The sequence below is a fragment of the Bradyrhizobium manausense genome (genome assembly GCF_018130615.1).
Classification (GTDB): Bacteria; Pseudomonadota; Alphaproteobacteria; order Rhizobiales; family Xanthobacteraceae; genus Bradyrhizobium; species Bradyrhizobium manausense_A.
Genome location: NZ_JAFCKB010000022.1, coordinates 61,376 through 84,235, shown reverse-complemented (window position 1 = coordinate 84,235; position 22,860 = coordinate 61,376). Strand labels below are relative to the sequence as shown.

At 65.3% G+C, this 22,860-nt stretch carries 23 protein-coding genes; 8 read left to right on the top strand and 15 right to left on the bottom strand.

What is annotated here, in order from left to right; translation table 11 throughout:
* The first annotated feature begins 73 nt into the window (after positions 1-73).
* Complete coding sequence (locus tag JQ587_RS30750) at positions 74-817, top strand: methyltransferase domain-containing protein (protein ID WP_212303586.1); 744 nt, start codon at positions 74-76, stop codon at positions 815-817.
* 64 nt (positions 818-881) lie between these two features.
* Here JQ587_RS30750 and JQ587_RS30745 read toward each other — a convergent pair whose 3' ends face one another.
* Together JQ587_RS30745 and prmC are read right to left on the bottom strand one after the other, a co-directional pair.
* Complete coding sequence (locus JQ587_RS30745; RefSeq protein WP_212303585.1) at positions 882-1,670, bottom strand: DUF4167 domain-containing protein; 789 nt, start codon at positions 1,668-1,670, stop codon at positions 882-884.
* A gap of 460 nt (positions 1,671-2,130) precedes the next feature.
* On the bottom strand, positions 2,131-3,027 hold the full coding sequence (gene prmC / locus JQ587_RS30740) for a peptide chain release factor N(5)-glutamine methyltransferase (RefSeq protein ID WP_212427832.1): 897 nt from the start codon (positions 3,025-3,027) through the stop codon (positions 2,131-2,133).
* 91 nt (positions 3,028-3,118) lie between these two features.
* Between prmC and JQ587_RS30735 the strand changes: the two genes are divergently transcribed.
* Positions 3,119-3,544 carry an HIT family protein gene (locus JQ587_RS30735; protein WP_212427831.1) on the top strand — a complete coding sequence of 142 codons (426 nt, stop codon included), beginning with the start codon at positions 3,119-3,121 and terminating at the stop codon, positions 3,542-3,544.
* 58 nt (positions 3,545-3,602) lie between these two features.
* Here the strand turns inward: JQ587_RS30735 and JQ587_RS30730 are convergent, their stop codons facing one another.
* The 4 genes from JQ587_RS30730 to JQ587_RS30715 form a co-directional block, all read right to left on the bottom strand.
* A complete protein-coding gene (locus JQ587_RS30730; RefSeq protein ID WP_212303582.1) occupies positions 3,603-4,301 on the bottom strand; it encodes an ABC transporter ATP-binding protein in 699 nt (232 codons plus the stop codon).
* On the bottom strand, positions 4,298-6,148 hold the full coding sequence (locus tag JQ587_RS30725) for a branched-chain amino acid ABC transporter ATP-binding protein/permease (RefSeq protein WP_212427830.1): 1,851 nt from the start codon (positions 6,146-6,148) through the stop codon (positions 4,298-4,300). Before JQ587_RS30725 ends, JQ587_RS30730 begins: the two co-directional genes overlap by 4 nt.
* A gap of 11 nt (positions 6,149-6,159) precedes the next feature.
* Positions 6,160-7,035, bottom strand: coding sequence for a branched-chain amino acid ABC transporter permease (locus JQ587_RS30720; protein ID WP_212303580.1), 876 nt, complete (start codon positions 7,033-7,035; stop codon positions 6,160-6,162).
* 98 nt (positions 7,036-7,133) lie between these two features.
* Positions 7,134-8,468 carry a substrate-binding protein gene (locus JQ587_RS30715; protein ID WP_212303579.1) on the bottom strand — a complete coding sequence of 445 codons (1,335 nt, stop codon included), beginning with the start codon at positions 8,466-8,468 and terminating at the stop codon, positions 7,134-7,136.
* A 252-nt stretch (positions 8,469-8,720) separates the two neighbouring features.
* Between JQ587_RS30715 and JQ587_RS30710 the strand changes: the two genes are divergently transcribed.
* Both JQ587_RS30710 and JQ587_RS30705 read left to right on the top strand, forming a co-directional pair.
* A complete protein-coding gene (locus JQ587_RS30710; protein WP_212427829.1) occupies positions 8,721-9,338 on the top strand; it encodes a hypothetical protein in 618 nt (205 codons plus the stop codon).
* Between the two features lie 123 nt (positions 9,339-9,461).
* Positions 9,462-9,932 (top strand): MarR family winged helix-turn-helix transcriptional regulator, encoded by a 471-nt coding sequence (locus JQ587_RS30705; protein ID WP_212303577.1) that lies wholly within the window; start codon positions 9,462-9,464, stop codon positions 9,930-9,932.
* A 3-nt stretch (positions 9,933-9,935) separates the two neighbouring features.
* Here JQ587_RS30705 and prfA read toward each other — a convergent pair whose 3' ends face one another.
* The 3 genes from prfA to JQ587_RS30690 all read right to left on the bottom strand — a co-directional run bounded on the left by prfA (position 9,936) and on the right by JQ587_RS30690 (position 14,955).
* Complete coding sequence (prfA, locus tag JQ587_RS30700) at positions 9,936-11,021, bottom strand: peptide chain release factor 1 (protein WP_212303576.1); 1,086 nt, start codon at positions 11,019-11,021, stop codon at positions 9,936-9,938.
* A 57-nt stretch (positions 11,022-11,078) separates the two neighbouring features.
* Complete coding sequence (ptsP, locus tag JQ587_RS30695; protein ID WP_212303575.1) at positions 11,079-13,346, bottom strand: phosphoenolpyruvate--protein phosphotransferase; 2,268 nt, start codon at positions 13,344-13,346, stop codon at positions 11,079-11,081.
* Between the two features lie 352 nt (positions 13,347-13,698).
* Positions 13,699-14,955, bottom strand: coding sequence for an aspartate kinase (locus JQ587_RS30690; protein WP_212303574.1), 1,257 nt, complete (start codon positions 14,953-14,955; stop codon positions 13,699-13,701).
* A 149-nt stretch (positions 14,956-15,104) separates the two neighbouring features.
* Here JQ587_RS30690 and JQ587_RS30685 point away from each other — a divergent pair, with 149 nt between their 5' ends.
* The 3 genes from JQ587_RS30685 (at position 15,105) to JQ587_RS30675 (ending at position 17,544) form a co-directional block, all read left to right on the top strand.
* Positions 15,105-15,572 (top strand): PH domain-containing protein, encoded by a 468-nt coding sequence (locus JQ587_RS30685; protein ID WP_212303573.1) that lies wholly within the window; start codon positions 15,105-15,107, stop codon positions 15,570-15,572.
* Positions 15,573-15,586: 14 nt separating this feature from the next.
* On the top strand, positions 15,587-16,360 hold the full coding sequence (gene ubiG, locus JQ587_RS30680) for a bifunctional 2-polyprenyl-6-hydroxyphenol methylase/3-demethylubiquinol 3-O-methyltransferase UbiG (RefSeq protein ID WP_212303572.1): 774 nt from the start codon (positions 15,587-15,589) through the stop codon (positions 16,358-16,360).
* A gap of 284 nt (positions 16,361-16,644) precedes the next feature.
* Positions 16,645-17,544, top strand: coding sequence for an EamA family transporter (locus JQ587_RS30675; RefSeq protein ID WP_212427828.1), 900 nt, complete (start codon positions 16,645-16,647; stop codon positions 17,542-17,544).
* Between the two features lie 85 nt (positions 17,545-17,629).
* Here JQ587_RS30675 and JQ587_RS30670 read toward each other — a convergent pair whose 3' ends face one another.
* Genes JQ587_RS30670 through JQ587_RS30655 form a run of 4 tightly spaced genes read right to left on the bottom strand, consistent with a single transcriptional unit; the run spans position 17,630 to position 20,116 of the window.
* Positions 17,630-18,112, bottom strand: coding sequence for a DUF1178 family protein (locus tag JQ587_RS30670; RefSeq protein ID WP_212303570.1), 483 nt, complete (start codon positions 18,110-18,112; stop codon positions 17,630-17,632).
* Positions 18,109-18,999 (bottom strand): carbon-nitrogen hydrolase family protein, encoded by an 891-nt coding sequence (locus JQ587_RS30665; RefSeq protein WP_212427827.1) that lies wholly within the window; start codon positions 18,997-18,999, stop codon positions 18,109-18,111. The genes JQ587_RS30670 and JQ587_RS30665 overlap by 4 nt, the downstream gene beginning before the upstream one ends.
* Positions 18,996-19,271 carry a glutaredoxin 3 gene (gene grxC / locus JQ587_RS30660; protein ID WP_212427826.1) on the bottom strand — a complete coding sequence of 92 codons (276 nt, stop codon included), beginning with the start codon at positions 19,269-19,271 and terminating at the stop codon, positions 18,996-18,998. The genes JQ587_RS30665 and grxC overlap by 4 nt, the downstream gene beginning before the upstream one ends.
* A gap of 47 nt (positions 19,272-19,318) precedes the next feature.
* The gene (locus tag JQ587_RS30655) at positions 19,319-20,116 is read right to left on the bottom strand and encodes a ComF family protein (RefSeq protein WP_212427825.1); all 798 of its coding nucleotides are present in this window, start codon (positions 20,114-20,116) and stop codon (positions 19,319-19,321) included.
* Between the two features lie 19 nt (positions 20,117-20,135).
* On the opposite strand from JQ587_RS30655, the gene JQ587_RS30650 reads away from it, so the two are divergent.
* Positions 20,136-21,029 (top strand): methyltransferase domain-containing protein, encoded by an 894-nt coding sequence (locus JQ587_RS30650; protein WP_433995311.1) that lies wholly within the window; start codon positions 20,136-20,138, stop codon positions 21,027-21,029.
* Between the two features lie 169 nt (positions 21,030-21,198).
* Here JQ587_RS30650 and JQ587_RS30645 read toward each other — a convergent pair whose 3' ends face one another.
* Both JQ587_RS30645 and argJ read right to left on the bottom strand, forming a co-directional pair.
* Positions 21,199-21,609 (bottom strand): (deoxy)nucleoside triphosphate pyrophosphohydrolase, encoded by a 411-nt coding sequence (locus JQ587_RS30645; protein ID WP_212427824.1) that lies wholly within the window; start codon positions 21,607-21,609, stop codon positions 21,199-21,201.
* Positions 21,610-21,612: 3 nt separating this feature from the next.
* Positions 21,613-22,854, bottom strand: a complete 1,242-nt coding sequence (gene argJ, locus JQ587_RS30640; protein WP_212427823.1) for a bifunctional glutamate N-acetyltransferase/amino-acid acetyltransferase ArgJ — start codon at positions 22,852-22,854, stop codon at positions 21,613-21,615.
* Between the last annotated feature and the right edge of the window lie 6 nt (positions 22,855-22,860).

Here is a 22,860-nt window from a genome sequence, read left to right as displayed (position 1 = left end):
ATGGCGTTAACGTTGCGCAGGCAATGCAATATTCAGCGCGCGGCCGCCCGCTTGTGCATGTTACATTGCCGTCATGACCATCGACGTCGTCGACCTTCGCGAATTCTATTCCCGGCGCCTCGGCATTGTGGCGCGGCAGATGATCAATCGCGGGATCAGGGAGCGTTGGCCGGGCGCCGAGGGCCAGCGCGTGCTCGGCATCGGCTATCCGACGCCCTATCTTGGGCTGTTCCGTGAGGACGCGGAACGCTGCATTGCCTTCATGCCGGCGGCCCAGGGCGTGTTGAAATGGCCGACCGGGCGGCCGGCGCTAGCCTCGCTGGTCGACGAGTTCTCACTGCCGCTTCCCGACGCCGCGGTGGACCGCATCCTGCTGGTCCATGCACTCGAGATGTCGGATGACCCGGCCGCGCTGCTCCGCGAGATCTGGCGCGTGCTGTCGCCCTCGGGGCGCGTCATCGCGGTGATCCCGAACCGGCGCGGCGTGTGGACGCGCAGCGACAACACGCCGTTCGGCCATGGCCGTCCCTATTCGCGCTCGCAGATCACGGACCTGTTGCGCCAGACTTGGTTCACGCCGACCGCCTGGGGCGAAGCATTGTTCATGCCGCCTTATGCGGGCCGCTGGGTCCTGAAATCGGCGCAGATGTGGGAGCGGGCCGGCGCCGCGCTGTCGCTGCCGTTCGCCGGCGTCCACATCGTCGAAGCGACCAAGCAGGTCTATCGCGCGATTCCCGCCAAGCGCGAACGGGCGCGGCTGATTCCCTCGTTGAAGCCGGTGCTGGTGCCGTCCTCGACGACGGTGACGCGGAGCTGAAAACAAATCGTCCCGGCGGAGCCGGGACGATGCAGTCCATGAAGATCAGAAGATTGGGTGCGGCTTACTCGCCGGGGGCGAGATCGTCGCTGGTTGAGGCCGGAGCTGCCTCGCGCTCCGGGCGCGGGCCGCCATGCGGCCGGCGGCGCCGCCGCGGATATCGCTCGCCGCCACCACCGTTGCCGCCTTCGAAACCGCCAGGCGCGCCATTCGTTTGCGGCTGCGCACCGGTGATGAAGGACGGCAGGCGATCGACGTTGCCGGCATCGGCGACGACAGGCTGCGGCTGGTTCTGCGGTTGCGGCTGGTGCTGCTGATATTGCGGTTGCGGACGATGGTCGCGTTCGCGATGCTCGCGCGGCTGCTGCTGGTCGCGCTGATAGGGCTGCTGGCTGTCGCGCTGCTGGTAGTCACGCTGATGATCCCGCTGGCCGTCGCGATCGCGCATGAAGGGCTGCTGCTGTTGCGGCGGCTGCGGAACGAAACCCGGCTCCTGGCCAAAATTCGAAAAATTCTCGCCGTCGTCCTCACCATCGTCACTGCTGGTGCTGACGGGCTCGTCGCCGCGGGGCTGCTGGTTCTGGCGGAACTGCTCCTGGGCCGCTGCGATCAGACGGAAATAATGCTCGGCATGCTGGTAGTAGTTTTCGGCGGCAACCGGGTCGCCCGAGGAGCGCGCGTCGCGCGCAAGCTGAAGATATTTTTCGGCGATGTGCGAGGCGGTGCCGCGGATCTTGATGTCGGGGCCGTTCGATTCGTAGACCCGGGTCATCGGGTTCTGGCCGCGCCGGTTATTGTTGTTGTTATTGTTGTTGCGGTTGCGCATCCGCTGCTTGTTCTGACCGTTTCTCATGTCCTGCCTTTAATTCCAGCCCTAAAGGTTGCACGCATTACTGATTGCTAGGAGTGACCTGCTGACAGCGGTTCACAGGCCTCGCGCGCACCGCGCGCAAGAGCGGATTGAACCCTGCCAATGTTCGTCGACCGTCGCGTTCAACAAAGACGCGTTCCCCACCCGCCAGCATTCATTGCCAGCGAACCCACTCATATCGCCTGCCGAAACAAGCCCAGCTTTGTTGCGTAAGTCTTCAAGCGCAATATCTGGCTTTCGTTCACTTTGCGGTCGGTAAGCGCAGCTTAACTGGCCATCGCGCTCAACAGGACCTGCGGCTTGGAACCTATAATCAGTAAAGCTCTCGCCCGAGAGCCCGGCTTTCGCCCGTAGGTCTACGGGGCCGGCACCGATGTGTTGACCGGAACGTAGTCGTTCCCACGGGATATTCCAAGAGGTTTTTTAGAGCCCAATCCGGCTTTTATGGGGGCATTTTTCGGGCCGAGACGGCCCTGGGTATGCCCGCCAGGTCGGCCTTGGGCGGCCTGTCGATCGATAACGCGGCAGCTGCCATCAAGGTTTCAATATCTCGGGCCTGCCCCTGACCGGCCTCGACGATCAGTGCGCCGCCGGGCGCGAGCCGTTCGGCCGCCTGCGGGATCAGGGCGCGATAGGCATCATAGCCGTCATTGCCGCCATCGAGCGCCAGGTGCGGATCGTGCTCGCGCACCTCGATGCTCAGTTTCGGAATTTCTCCGGCGGGGATATAGGGCGGGTTGGACACGATCAGATCGAACGGGCCCGAGAGCGCCGCTGCATAGGAGCAGGCGACGAATGCCGCGCGGTCGGCAAGGCCGAGGGCGACAGCATTGCCCCTGGCGGTGCCGAGCGCAGTGAGGCTGAGATCGGTGCCGACGCCGAACGCATCAGGAATCTCGTGCAGCAGCGCGAGCAGGATGGCGCCGGATCCGGTGCCGATATCGGCGATGCGCGGCCGGCGCCCCGCGATCGGGCGTTCGCGAAAAATCTCGAGCGCCGACTCGACCACGGTCTCGGTATCAGGCCGCGGCACCAGCGTCGCCTCGGACAGTCGGAAGGGCAGGCCCCAGAATTCCCGTGTGCCGAGAATGCGGGCGACCGGCTCATGAGCGAGCCTTCGTTGCGCATAGCCTTCGAGCCGCACAGCCTCCTCGGGGGTGAGATGTCGTGCCGCTTGCGTGATCAGGCCGGTCAGATCGAGCCCCAACGCGGCGCCGACGAGCAGGCGCGCATCGAGGGAGGGCTCTTCGATACCGGCCGCATGCAGCCGTGCCGCAAGCGCGCGCCGCGCGCTCTCGATGCTGTGTCCGGAATCGAAACCTGTCGCCAAAGGAGCCATCCTGCCTGGCATCGTGGATAGATCGGCGGCATTGCTTGCGTCAACGGAAAGGAGCGCGTTTGATCGTCCCCCGCAGCGATGGAGGACATCCATGACGGCCTATGATGATCAGAATGTCTTCGCAAAGATCCTGCGCGGCGAGATTCCCTGCTTCGAAGTGTTCAGGGACGAGCGCACCTTCGCCTTTCTGGACATCATGCCGCGCTCGCCCGGACACACGCTGGTGATTCCGAGGGCGCCGGCACGCGGTATTCTCGACATTGCAGATGACGATCTCGCCGCGGTCACCCGGACTGCCAAGCGGATCGCGATTGCGGCCATGACGGCGTTCGAGGCCGAGGGCATTATCCTGCAGCAGTTCAGCGAGCCCGCCAGCGGGCAGGTGGTGTTTCATCTGCATATGCATGTGATGCCGGTCAGGGCCGGCGTCGAGCTGTTGCCGGCGCAGACGCGCAAGGAAGACATGGCTGTGCTCGCCGACCATGCCAAGCGGATGATCGCGGCACTTGGTGGCTAGAGCATGATCCGGAAAAGTTCGTAGCGGTTTTCCGAAGAGATCATGCTCAAACAATAATCTAGACGCCGAGATAGCGCTGCAGCAGTTCCGGCTGGGCCTTGAGCTCCTGCGCCGGCCCCTCGTGGACGATGTGGCCGTTATTGATGATGTAGATCCGCGTTGCCAGCGCCAGCGTTGCGGCCAGATTCTGCTCGACCAGCACGATGGTCTGGCCGGCGGCCGCGAGCTCACGGCAGGCCTTGACGAGATCGTGGACGATGACGGGAGCGAGCCCCTCGAACGGCTCGTCCAAGAGCACGATCTTGGGGTCGCGCACCAGCGCCCGCGCGATCGCGAGCATCTGCTGCTCGCCGCCGGAGAGCTCGGTGCCGCGGTTGTTGCGCCGCTCCTTCAGCCGCGGAAACATCTCGTAGATGCGCCCGAGCGGCCAGCGTTTCGGCGCGGTGATGCCGGCGAGGACGATGTTTTCCTCCACCGACAGGCTGCCGAAGATGCGGCGCTCCTCGTGCACGAGCTGCATGCCCGCCTGCGCGATTCTGTGGCTCCTGCGTCCGGCGATGTCGCGCCCGTCGAACTTCACGCTGCCGCTGCGCGGCGTCACGACGCCCATCAGGCTCTTCAGCGTCGTGCTCTTGCCGGCGCCATTGCGGCCGAGCAGCGCCACCACCTCGTGGCGTTCGACATGCATGGCGACGTCGAACAGGATGTGGGAATCCCCGTAATAGCTGTTCAGGCCGTTGACCTCGATCAGGCTCATGCGGCGATCTCTCCGTGCACGCCGCCGAGATAGGCTTCCTGCACCGCGGCGTTGGTCTTGATTTCCTCGGGCGTGCCGGTGACGAGCACCTTGCCCTCCTGGAGCACCGTCACGCGTTCCACCAGCTCGAACAGGGAATCCATGTCGTGGTCGATGATGATCATGGTGCGGCCGCGCGCGATCGATTTAAGCAGCTTGACGGTCTCGACCCGCTCGCGCGGGCTCATGCCGGCGAGCGGCTCGTCGAGCAGCAGCAGGCGCGGCGAGGTCGCGAGCGCAAGCCCGATCTCCAGCCTGCGCTTCTCGCCATAGGCGAGCTCGGACACGGGCGTGTCAGCGCGCCGGGTCAAATTGACCAGTGCCAGCGTGTGCTCCACCTGCTCAGTCAGGCCCTTGACGCCTGCGAGCGTGCGGAACAGGTCGAGCCGGAATTTTCCGCGCAGCTCCGCGAGGGCTGCGATCGTTAGGTTCTGCCGCACCGTCAGGCCGGTGAAGAGCTGGTTGACCTGATAGCTCTTGGTCAGCCCGAGCTGGCAGACCTCCGTCACCTTCAATCCCGTGATGTCGCGACCCTCGAACACGATCTGGCCCGAGGTCGGGGGGATCTCGCAGGTCAGCATCTTGAAGAAGGTCGATTTGCCGGCGCCGTTGGGGCCGATGATGCCGCGCAGCTCGCCCTGGTTGACGCTGAAATCGATATCGCTGTTGGCAACCAGGCCGCCATAGCGCTTGGTGAGGCCGCTGGCTTTCAGGATCGGCCCGGAATAGGCGGGATGCTCGACCGCCTTGGCCTGCATCGGGGCGGGCGCGAGTTGCGGCGTGGCCTCGGCGTCGTCAGCCGCCGCCTGCTCCAGCTCCGCATCCGTCTGCTGCCGCCCGCCTGAGACGAGGCGGTAGAGATCGGCAAGGCCGCCGATGATGCCACCGCGCAGGAAGCAGACCAGCAGCACGAACACGACACCGAGCACCAGCTTCCAGGCGGCTCCCAGCCCCAGTGCGGATTGCAGGAAATCCTGAAGGAAGAGCCAGACGGTTGCACCGACGAGCGGGCCGAACAGCGTACCCCTTCCGCCAATGGCAGTCTGCATCACCAGCTGGCCGGAAGTATCGAAGGTGAAGGCGTCGGGCGGCATGAAGGCCTGGAGCACGCCGAGCAGGCCGCCGGCGAAGCCCGCGTAAGCCGCGGCGATCACGAAGGCGGTCAGCTTGTAGCCGTGGATGTTGTGGCCGACCGCGGTGGCGCGCAGCGGGTTGTCCCGGATCGCGCTCAGGATCGCACCGACCGGTGAGCGCACGATCCTGAGCGCGATGACGACGCCGATGAAATAGCACAGCGCGATGAACTGATAGAGCGACCAGCCATTGGTGAAATGGAGGGTGGTGAAGCCGAGATTGAAGCTCGGCGTCGGCACGCCCGGCAGGCCGTTCTCGCCGCCGGTGAAATCGGAGAGCGGATTGAACTCGACGAAGAAGAACACCTCCGCGATCGCCACCGTGATCATCGCGAAATAAATGCCGGTGCGGCGCAGCGCGATCAGGCCGATCAGATAGCCGGTCGCCGCCGCCGCGATCGTGCCGATGATCAGCGCGCCCAGCACGTTGCCAAAGCCGGCGCGGGTCAGGAGGTAGGCGGCGACGAAGCCGCCGGTGCCGTAGAAGGCGGACTGGCCGAACGACAACAGGCCGGTGAAGCCGAACAGGATGTCGAAGCCGAGCCCGAACAGGCCCCAGACCAGGATCCGATTCACCGTGTTCGGCGCGAAGCCGAGATGCGGCAGCACGAAGGGAGCCACGATCAGGCCGATGGCTGTGAGTGTCTCGATCAGGAACGGACGTTGCTTGAGCATCAGCGGATCACTTATTCGCGGCCCTGGACGCCGAGCAGGCCATGCGGTCGCACCACGAGCACGAGCGTCATCGCCGCAAACAGCATCACATAGGCATAGCCGGGGTTGAACATGGAGGTGACGCTGATGATCTCGCCGGCGATCAAGCCGCCGAGGATCGCGCCGGGGAACGAGCCGACGCCGCCGATCACCACCACCACGAAGGTCTGGACCAGGATGTCGTCACCGATGCCCGGTGTCAGCGACACCACCGGCGCGTTGACGATGCCGGCAAAGCCGGCGGCCATCGCGCCGATGCCGAACACGATCATGAAGACGCGGTAGACGTTGATGCCGAGCGAATCGACCATCACCGAATCCTCGATGCCGGCGCGCACGATCATGCCGAGCCGGGTGCGGTAGAGGATGATGAACAGCGCGCCGAGCGCGACCGCGACGATGCCGACCACGGCGAGACGGTAGGTCGGATAGAACATGAAGCCGAGATTGGTGATGCCCTGGAACAGCGCCGGCGGCGGCACGATCTGCGACTGGCTCGAGAACAGCAGGCGCACGAGCTCGACGAAGCAGATGCCGAGCCCGAAGGTCACCAGCAGCTGATCCTCGTGCGGGCGATGATAGAAATGCCGGATGATGACGCGTTCCATCACGACGCCGAGCAGCATCACGAACAGCGAGCCCGCAATGACGGCGAGGATGAACGATTCCGTGTACTGGTAGGTGACGAAGCCGGCATAGCCGCCGATCATGAACATCGCGCCATGCGCGAGGTTGAGCACGCCGAGCGTGCCGTAGATGATGGTCAGGCCGGAGCTGATCAGCGCGAGCAGGGCGCCGAGCGCGAGCCCGTTGAATAGCTGCGAAACGAGATTGGGCCAACTAATCATGCAATAATCGCTGTCGTGACGCGCAGGGCCTGCGTCAAAAAAGGCGACGCCGCAGGTCCAGAGTTAAGGCCCACGGCGTCACAGGGGTTAGCGCGTGCTCAGGTGTAATCGCCGAGATGGCAGCCGAACGCGTCCGGCTTCTGCATCAGGCCTTCGCCGGGAACGATCTCGACGACGTCGTACCAGTCTTCCTTGTTCTTCATGTCCTTCTGCTGCTTGCCCTTGACGATGATCACGGGGCGGACGCACTGGTGATCATCGGGACGGTAGTGCACGTCGCCGACGAGGGACGGAATCGTCTCGCCCTTCTCATAGGCCTTGATCACGTCAGGCGGATTGAAGCTGCCGGCTTCCTCGCACATATGGGCCCAATGGGCGAAGCTGACATAGGCGTTCTCGGCGCCCCATTCCGGCTTGTAGCCGTACTTCTTCTCGAAGGCCTCGTTGAACATCTTGGCCAGCGGAAACTTGTCTTCGATCGTCCACCAATAGTCGGTGGCTGCGTAGACACCCTGCATCAGGCCGCCGGTCTCGCGCGCGATGAAGGGCACCTGATAGGGGACGACCAGCTTCATCTTGTCGAGCACGCCGAACTGCTTGGCCTGCTGGGTGGACAGCACGGCGTCGTGGCCCCAATTGACGTTGATGAGCACGTCGGCGCCGGAATTCGCGACGTTCAGAAGATACGAGGAATAGTCGGGTGCGCCGAGCGGCGCGACCTGGTTGGTCGTGGTGGTCCAACCCGCCGTCGCGAGGAAGTCCTGCATCGACTTCGTGACGGTGTGGCCGTAGGTGTAATCCGGCGTGAGGTACGCGGCCTTCTTGCCCTTGCCGAACTCCCGCACCATCACCGGGCCGATCGCCGCCGCAGCGGTCTGGCCGAAGAAGTTCTGGCGGACGCCGTAGCGCACGCAGTCCTTGCCGGTGGTGTCGTTCGAGCCGGAGATGCCGCACACGAACAGCACGTGCTCGCGCTGGGCGAGCTTGTTGAGCGCGACCGCAACGGCGCTCGAGGTGCCGCCGGTGATCATGATCGCCTTGTTCTCGCTGATGAAGCGTTGCTGCGCCTGCACCGCCTCGTTCGGCTTCGCCGCGGAGTCGGCGACGCCGAACTTCAGCTCCTTGCCGAGCACGCCCTTGCTGGTCTTCGGCGAGATCTTCTTGATCAGCTCATGGCCTTCGTTGATGTGCTCGATCGCGAGCTGATAGCCCTTGAGCTCGTCCTCGCCCTGCACGGCATAGGTGCCGGTACGCGGCACGGAGATTCCGATGAAGGCGGCGGAACCCGATACGCCGGTGGGATAGGAGCCGATCGCCGGCTTGTCCTCGGCGAAGGCCGGCATCGCCGGCAGCACCGAGCCGCCGATGAGGCCTGCTGTTGTCTGAAGCAGACCACGGCGCGACAGGCCGCGGCGGATGAGATCGTCAGTCATGGTCGTTTCCTCCGAACGTCGTTCTTGTTTGCAGGCAAAACACGATTCGTCCGGCGGCAGTCCGGCCTCGAAGGCCTGCCCGCGCCGGGCACGTCACATCCGCGTGTAGCTCTTGGACGTATGCATTGCTTGTGAAGGCCTTCTGTCAATTTCGCCTTTGGTCGAACGACGAAAATTATGTCGCGAAAACATATCGGATAACGATATATATTAGTCTTTGTGAGTACGAGTATGGCGGGTTCGGCGAGGGAAATGGCGCGGCAGACGACGGTGGCGGGTACCCCGAAGCGACAATCCTGGCCGCAGGAGGCGGAGCGGCAGGAGGCCGCTTGGCCCGCGGCGGAGACCAACGACCAGCGCGCGGCGCCGCAGCCCGGCGATGCTTCCCGCACGCCCGAGCCGCGCAATCGCGCCTCCGGCGAGCGGGGGCCGGCGATCGGCGCCGATCAGGCGAAGCGCGCACCGGCGCCGATGAAGCGTTTGAGCGTGCGGGCCCAGAATGTTCTGAAGGAGCTGGCGGTCGAACTCACCGGCGAGCAGCCGCCGAAGGGGAATTGGTCACCTTCGCGCGAGCTGCTGCGTGCGCTGACGGCCGAGCGCCTTGCGACCGCGCGCAATTGCGGGCCACACACGATGCGGGAGATCGTCGATTGGGCGCAGGGCTGCGGCGTCACCATCAAGCCGGTGATTCCGCCCGGCGGCTCGTTGTCGCAGATGTGGGCGGAGCTGATCGCCAACGCATCGGCAGGCGGCCTGACCGGTGCGGAGATCGCTGGCGCGCTGCAGCGCTCGATCCGGCGGAAGAGTGTTCGCATCCCGATCGCGTTTCAGGTCATTCTGGTCAAGATCCTGCTGTCGAGCTTCGAATAGGCCGCCGGCGAAGGCACCGATATTTGTGCATCCGCAGCGTCCGCCCGGTTGGTTCCATCCCGCCTTCCTTGCTAGTCTCGGACCTGCCCGCGCAGCCGGCGGGCGCGACGTCGCAGGCAGGGAATGACCGAGACAAAGCGGAAAACAGCGCGCACGGCATCCGTGGTGCCCCCCAAGGGCGGCGCGATGCGCGAGGCCGACTACACCGCGCTTGCGCAATTCCGCTACCAGCTCCGAACCTTCCTGGCCTTCAGCGAGACGGCGGCCCAAAGCGCCGGATTGACGCCGCAGCAGCATCAGGCGCTGCTGGCGATCAAGGGATTGGCCGATCCCAACGGCGCCAGCGTCGGCGATATCGCGAGCTTTCTTCTGATCCGTCACCACACCGCCGTTGAGCTGGTGGATCGCATGGCGAAGCTGAAGCTGATCGTTCGGGAAGCCGATCCGGAAGACGCGCGGCGTGTCCTCGTCAAGCTGACGGCGAAGGGCGAGCAGAAGCTGCGCTCGCTCTCGCGCATGCATCTGGACGAATTGAGCGCCGCCGCGCCGGCCCTGGCCAAGATCCTGCGATCGTTTCGGGCCAAAAAGCGTTGAGGCTCAGGCCGCCGCGCCCTGCGCCGCGAGCTGTGCGGCCTGGTGCTCGGTGGTCAGCGCATCGGTCAATTCGCCGAGTGCTTCGCCGGCGATCACCTGCGGCAGCTTGTAGAGCGTCAGGTTGATGCGGTGGTCGGTGACGCGGCCTTGCGGAAAATTATAGGTGCGGATGCGCTCAGAGCGGTCGCCGGAGCCGACCTTCTCCTTGCGCTCGGCCGAGCGCGCGGCGTCGACGCGCTGCCGCTCGGCGTCGTAGATGCGCGAGCGCAGGATGTTCATGGCGGAGGCGCGGTTCTTGTGCTGCGAGCGGCTGTCCTGCATCATCACCACGATCCCGGTCGGAATGTGGGTGATGCGGATCGCCGATTCCGTCTTGTTGACGTGCTGGCCGCCTGCGCCCTGTGCGCGCATGGTCTCGATGCGCAGGTCCTCGTTCTTGATCTCGACATCGACGTCCTCGACCTCGGGCAGCACTGCGACAGTCGCCGCCGAAGTGTGGATGCGCCCCTGGGTTTCGGTGTCGGGCACCCGCTGGACCCGGTGTACGCCGGATTCGAATTTCAGCTTGGAGAATGCGCCGCGGCCCTGCACCTCCGCGATGATTTCCTTGAAGCCGCCGACGGTGCCCTCGCTCGCCGAGATCACCTCGACCTTCCAGCCCTGCAAGGCGGCAAAGCGCTCGTACATCCGGAACAGATCGCCGGCGAACAGCGAGGCCTCGTCGCCGCCGGTACCGGCGCGGATTTCCAGCACGACGTTGCGGTCGTCCATGGCGTCCTTGGGCAGCAGCGCAACGCGGATCTTCTGAACCAGGTCCTCGATCTTCGGATTGAGCTCGTCGCGCTCGGCTTCCGCCATGCTGCGCATCTCGGCATCGGTCGCGGCATCCGCGATCAGCGCCTCGGTGTCGGCGAGCTCTTTGACTGCTGACCGGTAAGTCTTCACCGCCTCGATCAGCGGGGTGATCTCGGCGAGCTCGCGCGTGACCTGCACATAGCGCTCGGAGGAGAGCTGTCCGAGCGATTCGGCTTCGAGCGAGGCGTGATGCGCGAGCAGGACGTCCAGTTTGGCTTCAGGGAGTGACGACATCGGTTTGGTCTCAAAAGGCGGAGGGAAGCGAGGCGGCGGCGACGGGCAGCAGGCCCGCTACAACGCCAGGCCTTCGGCCTCGGCGAATTCCGTCAGCTTTTGCCGGATCGAGACGCTGCCGGTCGGTGCGTCCAGCAGCGGCCCGAGCATCGCTGCGGCCTTCTTGACGTCGAGGTCGATCACCATCGCCTTGACCGGGCCGAGCGCGGTCGCCGACAGCGACAGCGAGCGATAGCCCATCGCGAGCAGCGCCAGCGCGCCGATCGGCTTCGAGGCCATCTCGCCGCAGAGCGACAGCGATTTCTTGGCGGCCTGCGTCTTTTGCGCGATGTCGCGCAGGGCCCGCAGGATCGGCGTCGACATGGTGTCGAAGCGCTCGGATACCTTGGCATTGCCGCGGTCGACCGCGAACAGGAACTGGAACAGGTCGTTGGAGCCGACCGAGATGAAGTCGACCTTCCTCAAGAGCTCGTCGAGTTGATAGAGCAGCGCCGGCACCTCGACCATGGTGCCGATGTCGATGCGTTCCGGCAGCGTGTGGCCATGCTGGCGCAGATAAGTGAGCTCGCGCTCGACCAGCGCCTTGGCGGCGTCGAACTCGGCGACTTCCGAGATCATCGGGAACATGATGCGCAGCGCGCGGCCGCCGCCGGCGCGCAGCAGTGCGCGGATCTGGCCGCGCAGCAGGCCGGGACGATCGAGCCCGAGCCGGATCGCGCGCCAGCCGAGCGCGGGGTTTTCCTCGATCACCGTCTCCATATAAGGCAGCGCCTTGTCGCCGCCGATGTCGAGGGTGCGGAAGGTCACGGGCTTGCTGCCCGCAGCATCCAGCACGGCGCGGTAGAGCGCGAGCTGATCGCTGGTGCGCGGCAGGCTCTGGCCGACCATGAATTGCAGCTCGGTGCGGAACAGGCCGATGCCGGCGCTGCCCGTGTCGTCGATGTGGGGCAGGTCGATGGCGAGGCCCGCATTGATCAAGAGCTCGACCTTCTCGCCGTCCTTGGTGACACAGGGCCGGTCACGCAGCGCCAGATATTGCGCCTGGCGGCGGGCGCGGAAACGCACCCGCTCGGCATAGGCCGCCTCGATCTCCTGCGACGGGCGCACATAGATCGATCCCGACGTGCCGTCGACGATGATGGCGTCGCCGGGGTCGGCGATCCCTGGCGCGTTCGGCACCTCGCCGACGGCGGGAATGCCGAGCGCGCGCGCCACGATCGAGACGTGGGAGTTGGCGGTGCCTTCCTCCAGCACGATGCCGCGCAGGCGCTTGCGGTCGTAATCGAGCAGCGCCGCCGGGCCCATCGCGCGCGCGATGACGATGGCGTTGTCGGGCATCTGCTCGCGCGAAGGCGCGTGGTCCTGGCCGACCAGCTGCCGCATCAGGCGGTAGCCGAGATCCTCGAGATCGTGCAGCCGGTCGCGCAAATAAGGATCGGTCACGCGCAGCATGCGGGCGCGGGTGTCGGACTGGACGCGTTCGACCGCGGCTTCCGCCGTAAGGCCCGTGGCGACCGCTTCGTGCAGCTTGTGCGACCAGCCCTGGTCGTTGGCGAACATGCGGTAGGCTTCCAGCACGTCGCGATGCTCGCCGCCCTCGGCGACGTCGCCGCGCTCCAGCATGCGGTCGAGATCCGAGCGCAGCTTGGCGAGTGCCGCGTCGAGCCGCTTGATCTCCTTCGGCAGGTCCTCGGCGATGTAGTCCTTGATGACGACGCGCGGCTCGTGCAGCACGACATGACCGAGCGCGATGCCTTCCGAGAGGATGGCGCCGGCCTTCTGCGTGGAATGGCGCGCAGCCGGCTCCAGGCCGGGCTGCGCCAGCGCGGACAATTCGCCGGAGGCAATCAGCTCCGCCAGCACCATGGCCGTGGTCTGCAGCGCCTCGAGCTCTTCCTCGACATAGGTGCGCTTGGCGCGGTTCTGCACCACCAGCACGCCGAGCGTGTTACCGGCACGCAGGATCGGCACGCCGAGGAAGGAGTGATAGATCTCTTCGCCGGTCTCGGGGCGGAACGAGAAGGCCGGATGGCTTTGGGCGTCGTTCAGGTTGAGCGGCGTCGCCTCGCTGGCGACGAGGCCGACCAGGCCCTCATGGGCGCTCAGCACGGTATGGTGCACGGCCTCGCGGTTGAGGCCTTCGGTGGCGTAGAGCTCGAGGGTGTTGTCGATGCGCAGCACATAGACCGAGCACACCTCGGCCACCATGTTGGCGGCGATCAGCACCACGATCTTGTCCAGCCGCTCCTGGGCCGAGACCTGCTCCGCCATGGTTTCGCGGAGCCGTCTCAACAAGACGCGGGGACCTCCCGACGCGCTCCGCATGAACCGTCAATCTCCTCCGTCTGCCCGGCCCGGCGGTATCGGCCGGCGGCTGGCCCAAAATTCCAGAAAAACAACCAAATTGTTTGTCCGGCGCAGGTGCAAACCTTCGCTTGCACCGAATCAGCGGCCTGAACTGGGAACACAGTCTGCGGCAGCCCACCCTGTTCGCCGTATAGCGAATTGAGGCTTGTTTTGCCAAGCAAAACGCCTGCCAAACGCGAAGGTGTGTACACCTTCGCGTTTGCTGCGACCGCTAAGAGAAAATTAGTCCAGGCATGGTCCGGAAAAGTGCAAAGCGGTTTTCCGGAAAGACCATGCTCAAACGACAATCTGAAGCGCGACGGGGCGCACTTCAGGCCTGATCGAGGCCGTAGAGCGTGTGCAGGGTGCGCACCGCAAGCTCGGTATAGGCGGTGTCGATCAAAACCGAGAACTTGATCTCGGAGGTTGTGATGGCCCGGATGTTGATATTCCGTCCGGCGAGCGCCGAAAACGCCTGGGCGGCGACGCCGGCATGGCTGCGCATGCCGCTGCCGATCACCGAGATCTTGGCGACGTCGGTAGCGGTATCAAGCCGGGCATAGCCGATCTTGGCCTTGGCGGCGGTAATCGTGTCCTTGGCGCGGTTATAGTCGGCCGCCGGCACCGTAAAGGTCAGGTCGGTGGTCTTGCCGTCCTCGGAAACGTTCTGGACGATCATGTCGACGTTGATATTGGCATCCGCGAGCGGGCCGAAGATCGACGCCGCCACGCCGGGCTTGTCCTCGATCTGGCGCACCGAGATCTGGGCCTCGTCCTTCGAAAAGGCGATGCCGGTGACGACGTGGTTTTCCATGATCTCCTCCTCGCCGCAGATCAGCGTGCCGGGCGGCTGGTTGGCATGCGGGTCGATATCCTCGGGCTTGTCGAAGCTCGAGCGGACGAAGATCGGCATGTTGTGGACCATGCCGAGTTCCACCGAGCGCACCTGGAGCACCTTGGCGCCCTGGGAAGCCAGTTCCAGCATGTCTTCGAATGCGATCTTGTCGAGCCTCTTGGCCTTCGGCACGATTCGCGGGTCGGTGGTGTAGACGCCATCGACGTCGGTGTAGATGTCGCAACGGTCGGCCTTGACGGCGGCGGCGACCGCCACGGCCGAGGTGTCGGAGCCACCACGGCCGAGCGTGGTGATGCGGTTGGTCTTCGGGTCGATGCCCTGGAAGCCGGCGATGACCGCAACTTCCTTGCGATCCTTGAAACGGGCGATGATCTCGCTGCCGTCGATGTCCTCGATCCGGGCCGAGGCATGGGCATCGCTGGTCTTGATCGGGATCTGCCAACCCTGCCAGGAGCGGGCCTGGATACCCATGCCCTGGAGCACGATGGCCAACAGGCCCGAAGTGACCTGTTCGCCGGAGGCGACGACGGCGTCGTATTCGCGCGCGTCATGCATCGGCGAGGCCTCGGTGCACCAGGCCACCAGCTCGTTGGTCTTGCCCGACATCGCCGAGACGACCACGGCCACTTCATGGCCGGCGTCGACCTCACGCTTCACATGGCGTGCGACGTTGCGGATACGTTCGATGTTGGCGACGGACGTGCCGCCGAATTTCATCACGAGGCGGCTCATGACGACGCGTGCATTCCTTCATAAGGATCAGTATGGTGACCCGCGCTGGACGGATGCCAGGGGATACCGACCGCGCGTATACAGAGGGGCGGGGCCGGGGGCAAGCGGGTTCCTGCGGGGCCAATCCGGGCAATGGGTTATCAGAGGTTATGGCGCGCTATATTGACGAGATCCTGCAACCGGGCGAGCGGGTTCTGTATTCGACCAATGCGCACTGGATCTTCTATTTCCCGGCCATTCTGGCCTGGATCGCGGCCATCGCCCTGTTCGGCGTCTCCCGTCAGTCCGATATCTACAGCGTTATGATCCTGTCTCTGTTCGGCTCCGGCCTGGTGGCGCTGGCCGCCCTGTACTGGACCCTGAAGGGCTGGTTCCATCGCTTCACCACCGAGACCGACGTCACGAATCTCCGGGTTGTCCACAAGACCGGGTTCATCAAGCGCCGCACCTTCGAGATGGCGCTGGACAAGGTCGAGAGCGTCGACGTCGATCAGACCATTCTTGGACGAATTCTCAACTATGGCGACGTGACGATTCGTGGCGTCGGCGAGGGCATCGAGACGATCAAGACCATCGCCTCCCCACTCGCTTTCCGTAGTTCGATCACCACGCGGTAGGACCGCGCGCAACCATGAGCATGCAGCAAGATACTTCCGCCACTGCCGCCGCCCAGCCGGGCTCGACCGTCGACGCCGCCGAGATCGCGAAATTCTCAAAGCTCTCGGCCGAGTGGTGGGATCCCAAGGGCAAGATGGCCCCGCTGCACCGGATCAATCCGCTGCGGCTTGGCTATATCCGCGATGCCGCCTGCCGCAAGTTCGAGCGCAATGTGCGCAGCCTCAACTGTCTCGGTGGCCTGCGCGTGCTCGACATCGGCTGCGGCGCCGGCCTCCTGTGCGAGCCGCTGTCGCGGCTGGGCGCGCAGGTCATCGGCGTCGATCCCTCGGCCAGCAACATAGCGGCAGCGAAGCTGCATGCCGACAAGAGCCATCTTGCGATCGACTACCGCTGTACCACGGTGGAGGAGATCGACCCGCGCGAACGTTTTGATGTCGTGCTGGCAATGGAGGTGGTCGAGCATGTCGTCGACGTCGGCGTCTTCCTGAAGCGCTGCGCCTCGATGCTGAAGCCGAACGGCCTGATGGTGGTCTCGACGCTGAACAGAAACTGGAAGAGTTTTGCGCTCGCCATCGTCGGTGCCGAATACGTCCTGCGCTGGCTGCCGCGCGGCACCCACGAGTGGAACAAGTTCGTCACTCCGGACGAGCTGACCAAATACCTCCTCGACAACCGCCTCGTCATTACCGAGCAGACCGGCGTCGTCTACGCACCCTTCGCCGACAAATGGACGCTCTCGTCGGACATGGACGTGAACTACATGGTGGTGGCGGAGGGGATGGTGTGAGGGGAGTGCGAGCTTGTTAGGGCTCAGCTGCATCACCACCAAAGGTGTCGTCCTGGCGAAAGCCAGGACCCATTAGCCCAACGAGCAGTTATTGTGCGGACTGCCAACCACGAGCCTTCGCCAAACTGCTCCCTGAGGTGATGGGTCCTGGATCTGCGCTTCGCTTGTCCAGGACGACGGCGGAGTTTGTGGCGCGGGCATCGCTCCCATGACATCAGTGTGGTTGACCGCGTGGGCCTCAGCCTGCAGGTTGGCTCCACCATTCCTGCATTAGCCCCACCCCCATGTTCACCGTCACCAGCCTCTGGATTCCCTTCACCGTCATTGCCGCGCTCGGACAGGTCGCGCGCAATGCGATGCAGCGATCGCTGACGAAGCCGCTGGGGACCTGGGGCGCGACCAATATCCGCTTCCTGTTCGGCTTCCCGTTCTCGCTGCTGTTCCTGGGGCTGGTGGTGGTCGCGACCGGCGATCGTCTCGGCATGCCGCCGACCGTGTTCTGGCCGTGGCTGCTGCTGGGCGCGCTCAGCCAGATCGTCGGGACCGGCCTGATGCTGCTGGCCATGAACGACCGCTCCTTCGTGGTGACGACGGCCTATCTGAAGACCGAGGCGATCCAGACTGCGATCTTCGGCTTCGTCTTCCTCGGCGATCACCTGACATGGCTGAAGGTGCTGGCGATCGTGACCGCGACCGTCGGCGTCGTGATCACTGCGCTTCGTCCTGGCGGCGAGAAGAGTTTTGCCGAGTTGAAGCCCACCATCACCGGCCTCGTCGCGGCCGCGGCGTTCGCGCTGTCGGCGGTCGGATTTCGCGGCGCGATCATCAACGTGCCGAACGTGTCCTTCGTGACGGCGGCCTCGTTCACGCTGGTGCTTGGCCTGTTCGTACAGACGCTGATCCTGACGATCTATCTGCTTTGGCGTGCGCCGAAGGTGCTGCGGTCGATTCTGGGATTATGGAAGCCGTCGCTGCTCGCCGGCTTCATGGGCGCCTTCGCCTCGCAGTTCTGGTTTCTGGCGTTTGCCCTGACAGCCGCCGCGAATGTCCGCACGCTCGCGTTGATCGAGGTGCTGTTCGCGCAAGGCGTGGCGTACTACTCGTTCAAGCAGCCGATCGCGCCGCGCGAGATTTTTGGCATCGTGCTGATCGTGGTCGGCGTCGCGTTGCTGGTGGGCGTGTAGCTTACTGCGGGGCGCCCGAAGGGCGTACCCGGAATCTCGAGGTTCCGGGTTCGCGCCTTGCGCGCCCCGGAACGACGAGAAAGCCTCAATTCCGATCTTCCGGCAGTGTCGGCAGCGGCGACACCTCGATGCCTTCGTCGATCAGCGATTTCGCCTCATCCGGTGAGGCCTCGCCGTAGATCGGGCGGTGTTCCTTGTCGCCGTAGTGCATCGCACGAGCTTCATTCGCAAAGCGCTCGCCGACGTTGTCGGCGTTCTTCACGATGTGGTCGCGCAGCTCTTTCAGCTTGGCGCGCAGCTCGCGCTCCTGCGCCATCATCAGCGAGGTCGGCCCCGACGGCGCGGTCTCGGGGACGGTGGTCGTCGTCGGCTCCGGCGGCGGTGTGGCACGGCCGCGGCCCTTCTTGCCGACGATGCGCGGCGCCATGATCGCCTTGTCGACCTTGGCCGAGCCGCAGATCGGGCAGGTCACCAGCTTCCGCTTCACCTGCGAATCGTAGGCAGCCGAGCTCTGGAACCAGCTCTCGAACTCATGCTTGCGGTCGCAATGCAGCGCGTAGCGGATCATGCCGATCCCCGTACCAGGTGCAGATGATCCGGCCCGGCCTTGGGATCGGAGACGCCGAAGCGGCGGCCGTGCTGGAGTGACGGGATCGCGCGGCGTGCGGTCTCGACCTTGGCCGGATCGATCTTGGCCATGATGATGCCGGGCTCGACATCGCCCTCGGCGAGGATCTCGCCCCAGGGATCGATGATCAGCGAGTGACCGTAGGTTTCGCGCTTGTTCTCGTGGGTGCCTGCCTGGGCCGCTGCGAAGATGAAGCAGCCGGTCTCGATCGCGCGCGAGCGCAGCAGGATGTGCCAATGCGCTTCGCCGGTTTTGCGGGTGAAGGCGGACGGCACGGTGATGAAAGAGGCGCCGCTTTCGGCCAGCGCGCGGTACAGCGCGGGGAAGCGCACGTCGTAGCAGATCGTCAGACCGACGCGGCCCCAGGGCAGGTCGGAGATCACCGCGGTTTCGCCCGGCTGGTAATTGGCGGATTCGCGATAGCTCTCGCCGTCCGGCAGCTCGATGTCGAACATGTGGATCTTGTCGTAGCTCGCGAGCACGTCGCCCTCGGGCCCGATCAGGAAGGAGCGGTTGACCGCTTTTTCCGGCGAGAAGCGCAGCGCCAGCGAGCCGACATGGATGTGGATCTTCAATTCGGCTGCGAGCGCGCGATACGCCTTCAGCGAGGCGTCATCCTCCTCGCTCTGCAGGTGCTGGAACAACGCCTTGCGGTTCAGCTGCATCATGTTGCTGACCTCGGGCGTCTGCACGTAGTCGGCGCCCTTGGCAGCCGCCTCCCGGATCAGTTTCGTGGCCTGCGCAAGGCTCGGCTCGGGCATCAAGCCGGTGCGCATCTGCACCATGGCGGCGGTAAAGGTCCTGTCTTGAGCTTGATTCTGGCTCATGAGACCGCCTTGACGCTTTCGAGCAACCCGTCGAGCTTGCCTTCGCGGTCGAGGGCGTAGAGGTCGTCGCAGCCGCCGACATGGGTTCCGCCGATCCAGATCTGCGGAAAGGTCGAACCCTGGCCGGCCCGGTCGTACATCTCCTCGCGCCAGGACGGGTTCTCGGCGACGTCGAATTCCGTGAAGGCCGCCTTCTTGCGGGTCAGAAGCGACCTGGCAGCGGAACAATAGCCGCATCCCGGCCTGGTGAAGATCTCGACAGCAGCGGTCATGGCGTCCAGCGCTCTCATGTCATGAATTTATTGAATTATATGGGAGTTTAGCGGGTCTCGACAACCCGGGCAAAGACCAGCACGTCGACCTGGGCCGCCTTGGCGCGCAGCAGAGCGCGCGCGCAGGCATCCAAGGTCGCACCTGATGTCAGGACATCGTCGACCAGGACGATGCGCCGGCCCTGGACCTTGGCCTGACGGTCGGGGGATACCTGGAATGCGCCCTGCACATTGGTGGCGCGCTGGGCCCGCGACAGGCCAATCTGCTGCTCGGTGGCACGCACCCGGCGCAGCACCTCGCCGCGGACCTTCACCGCGCTGTGCCGTTCGATGATGCGCGCCAATGCGCCGGACTGGTTGTAGCGGCGGCGCCAGGCCCGCTGCCAATGCAGGGGCACCGGCACCAGCATGTCGGCGCCCGCGAGCAGCTCGCTGCCCGCGCGTGCCATCCAGCGACCCATGGCGGGCGCCAGATCCGTGCGGTCCTGGTATTTCAGCGCATGCACCAGCGTGCGCGCGACGTCGTCATAGCGGACCGCCGCGCGTGCCCGCTGGTAAGCCGGCGGGCTCGCAATCGCCTCCATCGACAGCATGTCGGGGCCGGGATCATAGACAAAGGGGATGCCGAGCCGCGGACAATAGGGCCGCTCGATGAACGACAGCTTTGCCCAGCACCCCGCGCACACGCCTTCGCCATCCACCGGCTCGCGGCAGGACACGCACAACGTCGGCAGCGCAACGTCGAGCGCAAGTCGTGCCACCCGCATGAGCACGTGACGGCCGACCGTCCAAGCGGCTCGCAAGGGTACGGTGATGGAACGGGAAGGGGCGGCGTCAGCGTCCATGAGAGGAGGCTAGCGCCGCATGCGGCGGATTGCCAGAACCGTCGCGATCGGCGTAACCAGCGGCATGGCTCAGAACCCGGCGACCCCGCCCGCTTTATTCGATCGCGCCTTGCTGCACGTTCGGCAGCACCGTGCCCAGGCGCAGGGGCCGGTCTCCTTCCTGCTCGACCGGGCCGCTGAGGACATGTCCGACCGGCTGGCCGCGGTGATGCGCGAATTTCATGCGCCGGCCGATCTCTGGACCCCGGGTGAGGGGCTCGCAGGACTGCGCGCGCGGTTGCCCTCCATCCAGCGGATTGCGCTCGATGCAGCGGGCTCGGAGACATTGCCCTTCGCTGCGGACAGTCTCGATCTCGTCGTCTCGGCGCTGGCGTTGCAATTCGTCAACGATCTTCCGGGCGTGCTCGCGCAGATTCGCCGTGCACTGAGGCCCGATGGTCTGCTGCTCGCCGCGATGATCGGCGGCGACAGCCTCACCGAGCTGCGCCAGGCCTTTGCCGCGGCGGAAGCCGAATGCGAGGGCGGCGTGTCGCCCCGCGTGGCGCCGTTCGCCGATTTGCGCGACGTCGGCGCGCTGTTGCAGCGGGCGGGTTTTGCGCTGCCAGTCACCGACGTCGATCGCGTGGTGGTGCGCTATGGCAACGCGTTCGCCCTGATGCAGGATCTCCGCCGCATGGGCGCGGCCAATGTGCTGATCGAGCGGCGCCGCACGCCGAGCCGGCGCGCGACGCTGCTGCGCATGGCCGAAATCTATGCCGAGCGGTTTGCCGATGCCGACGGCCGCATCCGCGCGACGTTCGACATCATCTGGCTCTCGGGCTGGGCGCCGCATGCAAGCCAGCAGCAGCCGCTGAAGCCGGGTTCGGCGAAAGCGAGCCTGGCGGAAGCGGTGAAGAAGGCGGGAGAGACGTAGGCTCTCTCCTTCGTCATGGCCGGGCATAGCCGTCTGAAGGACGGCGTCGCTTCCGCTCGCCTCTGACCCGGCCATCCACGTCTTTCAGTTCAGCACGTAGATCGTGAATGCCCGGGACAAGCCGGACAAGCCCGGGCATGACGCCGAGGGCGTAACGACTGTCTCGGTCTCACATCAGTAAATCAATCAAATGCGGGATCAACGGAATGTCCGCCGGCGGCATCGGATAGTCGCGTAGCTTGTTGGCGCGGACCCAGGCCAGGGTCTGGCCTTCGCGGGCTTCGACGATCCCTTCCCAGCGCCGGCAGATGTAGAGCGGCATCAACAGATGAAAGGTCTCATAGCCGTAGCTCGCAAAGGTCAGCGGCGCCAGGCACGGTTCGGCGACGGTGATGCCGAGCTCCTCGTGGAGCTCGCGGATCAGGCTCTGCTCCGGCCGCTCACCGGGCTCACACTTGCCGCCGGGAAATTCCCAGAGGCCGGCGAGCGTCTTGCCCTCCGGGCGTTGCGCGATCAGGACGCGCTTGTCGGCGTCGACCAGCGCGCACGCCACCACCAATGTCAGCTTCAGGTCGGCCATGTCCTAGGACCGATAATCCCCATTGATCGCGACATATTCCTTGGTGAGGTCGCAGGTCAGCACGCGGTCGCGGCCCTTGCCGAGGCCGAGCGCGACCTTGATCGCGATCTCCGGCGCCTTCATCGCTTCCGACACCTGCGCCTCGTCATAGGACGGATCGCGCGCGCCGTTCTTGGCGACGCGGATGCCGTTGAAGGAGATCGAGAGCTTGTCGCGATCGGCCGGCTCGCCGGCCTTGCCGACCGCCATCACCACGCGGCCCCAATTGGCGTCCTCGCCGGCGATGGCAGTCTTCACCAGCGGCGAGTTCGCAATCGACATCGCGATCTTGCGTGCGGAGGCCTTGGTCTTGGCGCCCTCGACGGTGATCTCGACCAGCTTGCGCGCGCCTTCGCCGTCGCGGGCGACCTGCTCGGAGAGATTGGCGAGTATCTGGTTGAACGCCTTGGTGAAGGCCTTCAGGCGCGGATCGCTGGCGCGGCTGATCTTCGGTGCGCCGTGCTCGGCGGCGGCGCCCGTCGCGAAAGCCAGCAGCGTGTCCGAGGTCGAGGTGTCGCCATCGATGGTGACCGCGTTGAACGTGTCCTCGACGCCGGCCTTGAGCAGCGCCTGCAGCGCGGCGGGCGCGATCGGCGCGTCGGTGAAAATGAAGGACAGCATCGTCGCCATGTCGGGGGCGATCATGCCGGCGCCCTTGGCCATGCCGTTGATGGTGACCCTGGCCTTGCCGAGCTTCACGGTCGCGGTCGCGACCTTGGGGAAGGTGTCGGTGGTCATGATCGCCTTGGCGGCGGCGAGGTAGTCGCCGGGCTCGCCGGGCTCGGCGAGGCGGCCGAGCACGCCGTCGAATTTGGTGGCATCCAGCGGTTCGCCGATCACGCCGGTCGAGGCCAGGAAGATCTCGCTCTCGCTGCAGCCGACGGCCTTGGCCGCGATCTTCGCGGTCAGCGCGGTGGAGCTGCGGCCGGTCTTGCCGGTGAAGGCATTGGCATTGCCCGAATTGACCACCAGCGCGCGGGCTTTGCCGCCCTTCAACTTGGCGCGGCACCATTCCACCGGCGCGGACGGGCACTTCGACTTGGTGAAGACGCCGGCGACTGCGGTGCCCTTGTCCATGATCGCCAGCAGCACGTCGGTGCGGTTCTTGTAGCGGATGCCGGCCTCGGCCGTCGCGAGACGGACGCCCGCGATCACGGGCATGTCGGGAACGTTTTTGGGAGCGAGGGGAGAGACGGAGGAGGACATCGCGGG

Coding starts and splice junctions, on each gene's coding strand:
- JQ587_RS30650 (WP_433995311.1), top strand. CDS start 20,136: ATGCGGCGGATTGCCAGAACCGTCGCGATCGGCGTAACCAGCGGCATG.
- JQ587_RS30730 (WP_212303582.1), bottom strand. CDS start 4,301: ATGAGCCTGATCGAGGTCAACGGCCTGAACAGCTATTACGGGGATTCC.
- JQ587_RS30745 (WP_212303585.1), bottom strand. CDS start 1,670: ATGAGAAACGGTCAGAACAAGCAGCGGATGCGCAACCGCAACAACAAT.
- JQ587_RS30710 (WP_212427829.1), top strand. CDS start 8,721: ATGGCGCGGCAGACGACGGTGGCGGGTACCCCGAAGCGACAATCCTGG.
- JQ587_RS30645 (WP_212427824.1), bottom strand. CDS start 21,609: ATGGCCGACCTGAAGCTGACATTGGTGGTGGCGTGCGCGCTGGTCGAC.
- JQ587_RS30725 (WP_212427830.1), bottom strand. CDS start 6,148: ATGCTCAAGCAACGTCCGTTCCTGATCGAGACACTCACAGCCATCGGC.
- JQ587_RS30720 (WP_212303580.1), bottom strand. CDS start 7,035: ATGATTAGTTGGCCCAATCTCGTTTCGCAGCTATTCAACGGGCTCGCG.
- argJ (WP_212427823.1), bottom strand. CDS start 22,854: ATGTCCTCCTCCGTCTCTCCCCTCGCTCCCAAAAACGTTCCCGACATG.
- JQ587_RS30690 (WP_212303574.1), bottom strand. CDS start 14,955: ATGAGCCGCCTCGTGATGAAATTCGGCGGCACGTCCGTCGCCAACATC.
- prmC (WP_212427832.1), bottom strand. CDS start 3,027: ATGGCTCCTTTGGCGACAGGTTTCGATTCCGGACACAGCATCGAGAGC.
- JQ587_RS30750 (WP_212303586.1), top strand. CDS start 74: ATGACCATCGACGTCGTCGACCTTCGCGAATTCTATTCCCGGCGCCTC.
- JQ587_RS30685 (WP_212303573.1), top strand. CDS start 15,105: ATGGCGCGCTATATTGACGAGATCCTGCAACCGGGCGAGCGGGTTCTG.
- prfA (WP_212303576.1), bottom strand. CDS start 11,021: ATGTCGTCACTCCCTGAAGCCAAACTGGACGTCCTGCTCGCGCATCAC.
- JQ587_RS30705 (WP_212303577.1), top strand. CDS start 9,462: ATGACCGAGACAAAGCGGAAAACAGCGCGCACGGCATCCGTGGTGCCC.
- JQ587_RS30670 (WP_212303570.1), bottom strand. CDS start 18,112: ATGATCCGCTACGCGCTGCATTGCGACCGCAAGCATGAGTTCGAGAGC.
- JQ587_RS30665 (WP_212427827.1), bottom strand. CDS start 18,999: ATGAGCCAGAATCAAGCTCAAGACAGGACCTTTACCGCCGCCATGGTG.
- ubiG (WP_212303572.1), top strand. CDS start 15,587: ATGAGCATGCAGCAAGATACTTCCGCCACTGCCGCCGCCCAGCCGGGC.
- JQ587_RS30675 (WP_212427828.1), top strand. CDS start 16,645: ATGTTCACCGTCACCAGCCTCTGGATTCCCTTCACCGTCATTGCCGCG.
- grxC (WP_212427826.1), bottom strand. CDS start 19,271: ATGACCGCTGCTGTCGAGATCTTCACCAGGCCGGGATGCGGCTATTGT.
- JQ587_RS30735 (WP_212427831.1), top strand. CDS start 3,119: ATGACGGCCTATGATGATCAGAATGTCTTCGCAAAGATCCTGCGCGGC.
- ptsP (WP_212303575.1), bottom strand. CDS start 13,346: ATGCGGAGCGCGTCGGGAGGTCCCCGCGTCTTGTTGAGACGGCTCCGC.
- JQ587_RS30715 (WP_212303579.1), bottom strand. CDS start 8,468: ATGACTGACGATCTCATCCGCCGCGGCCTGTCGCGCCGTGGTCTGCTT.
- JQ587_RS30655 (WP_212427825.1), bottom strand. CDS start 20,116: ATGGACGCTGACGCCGCCCCTTCCCGTTCCATCACCGTACCCTTGCGA.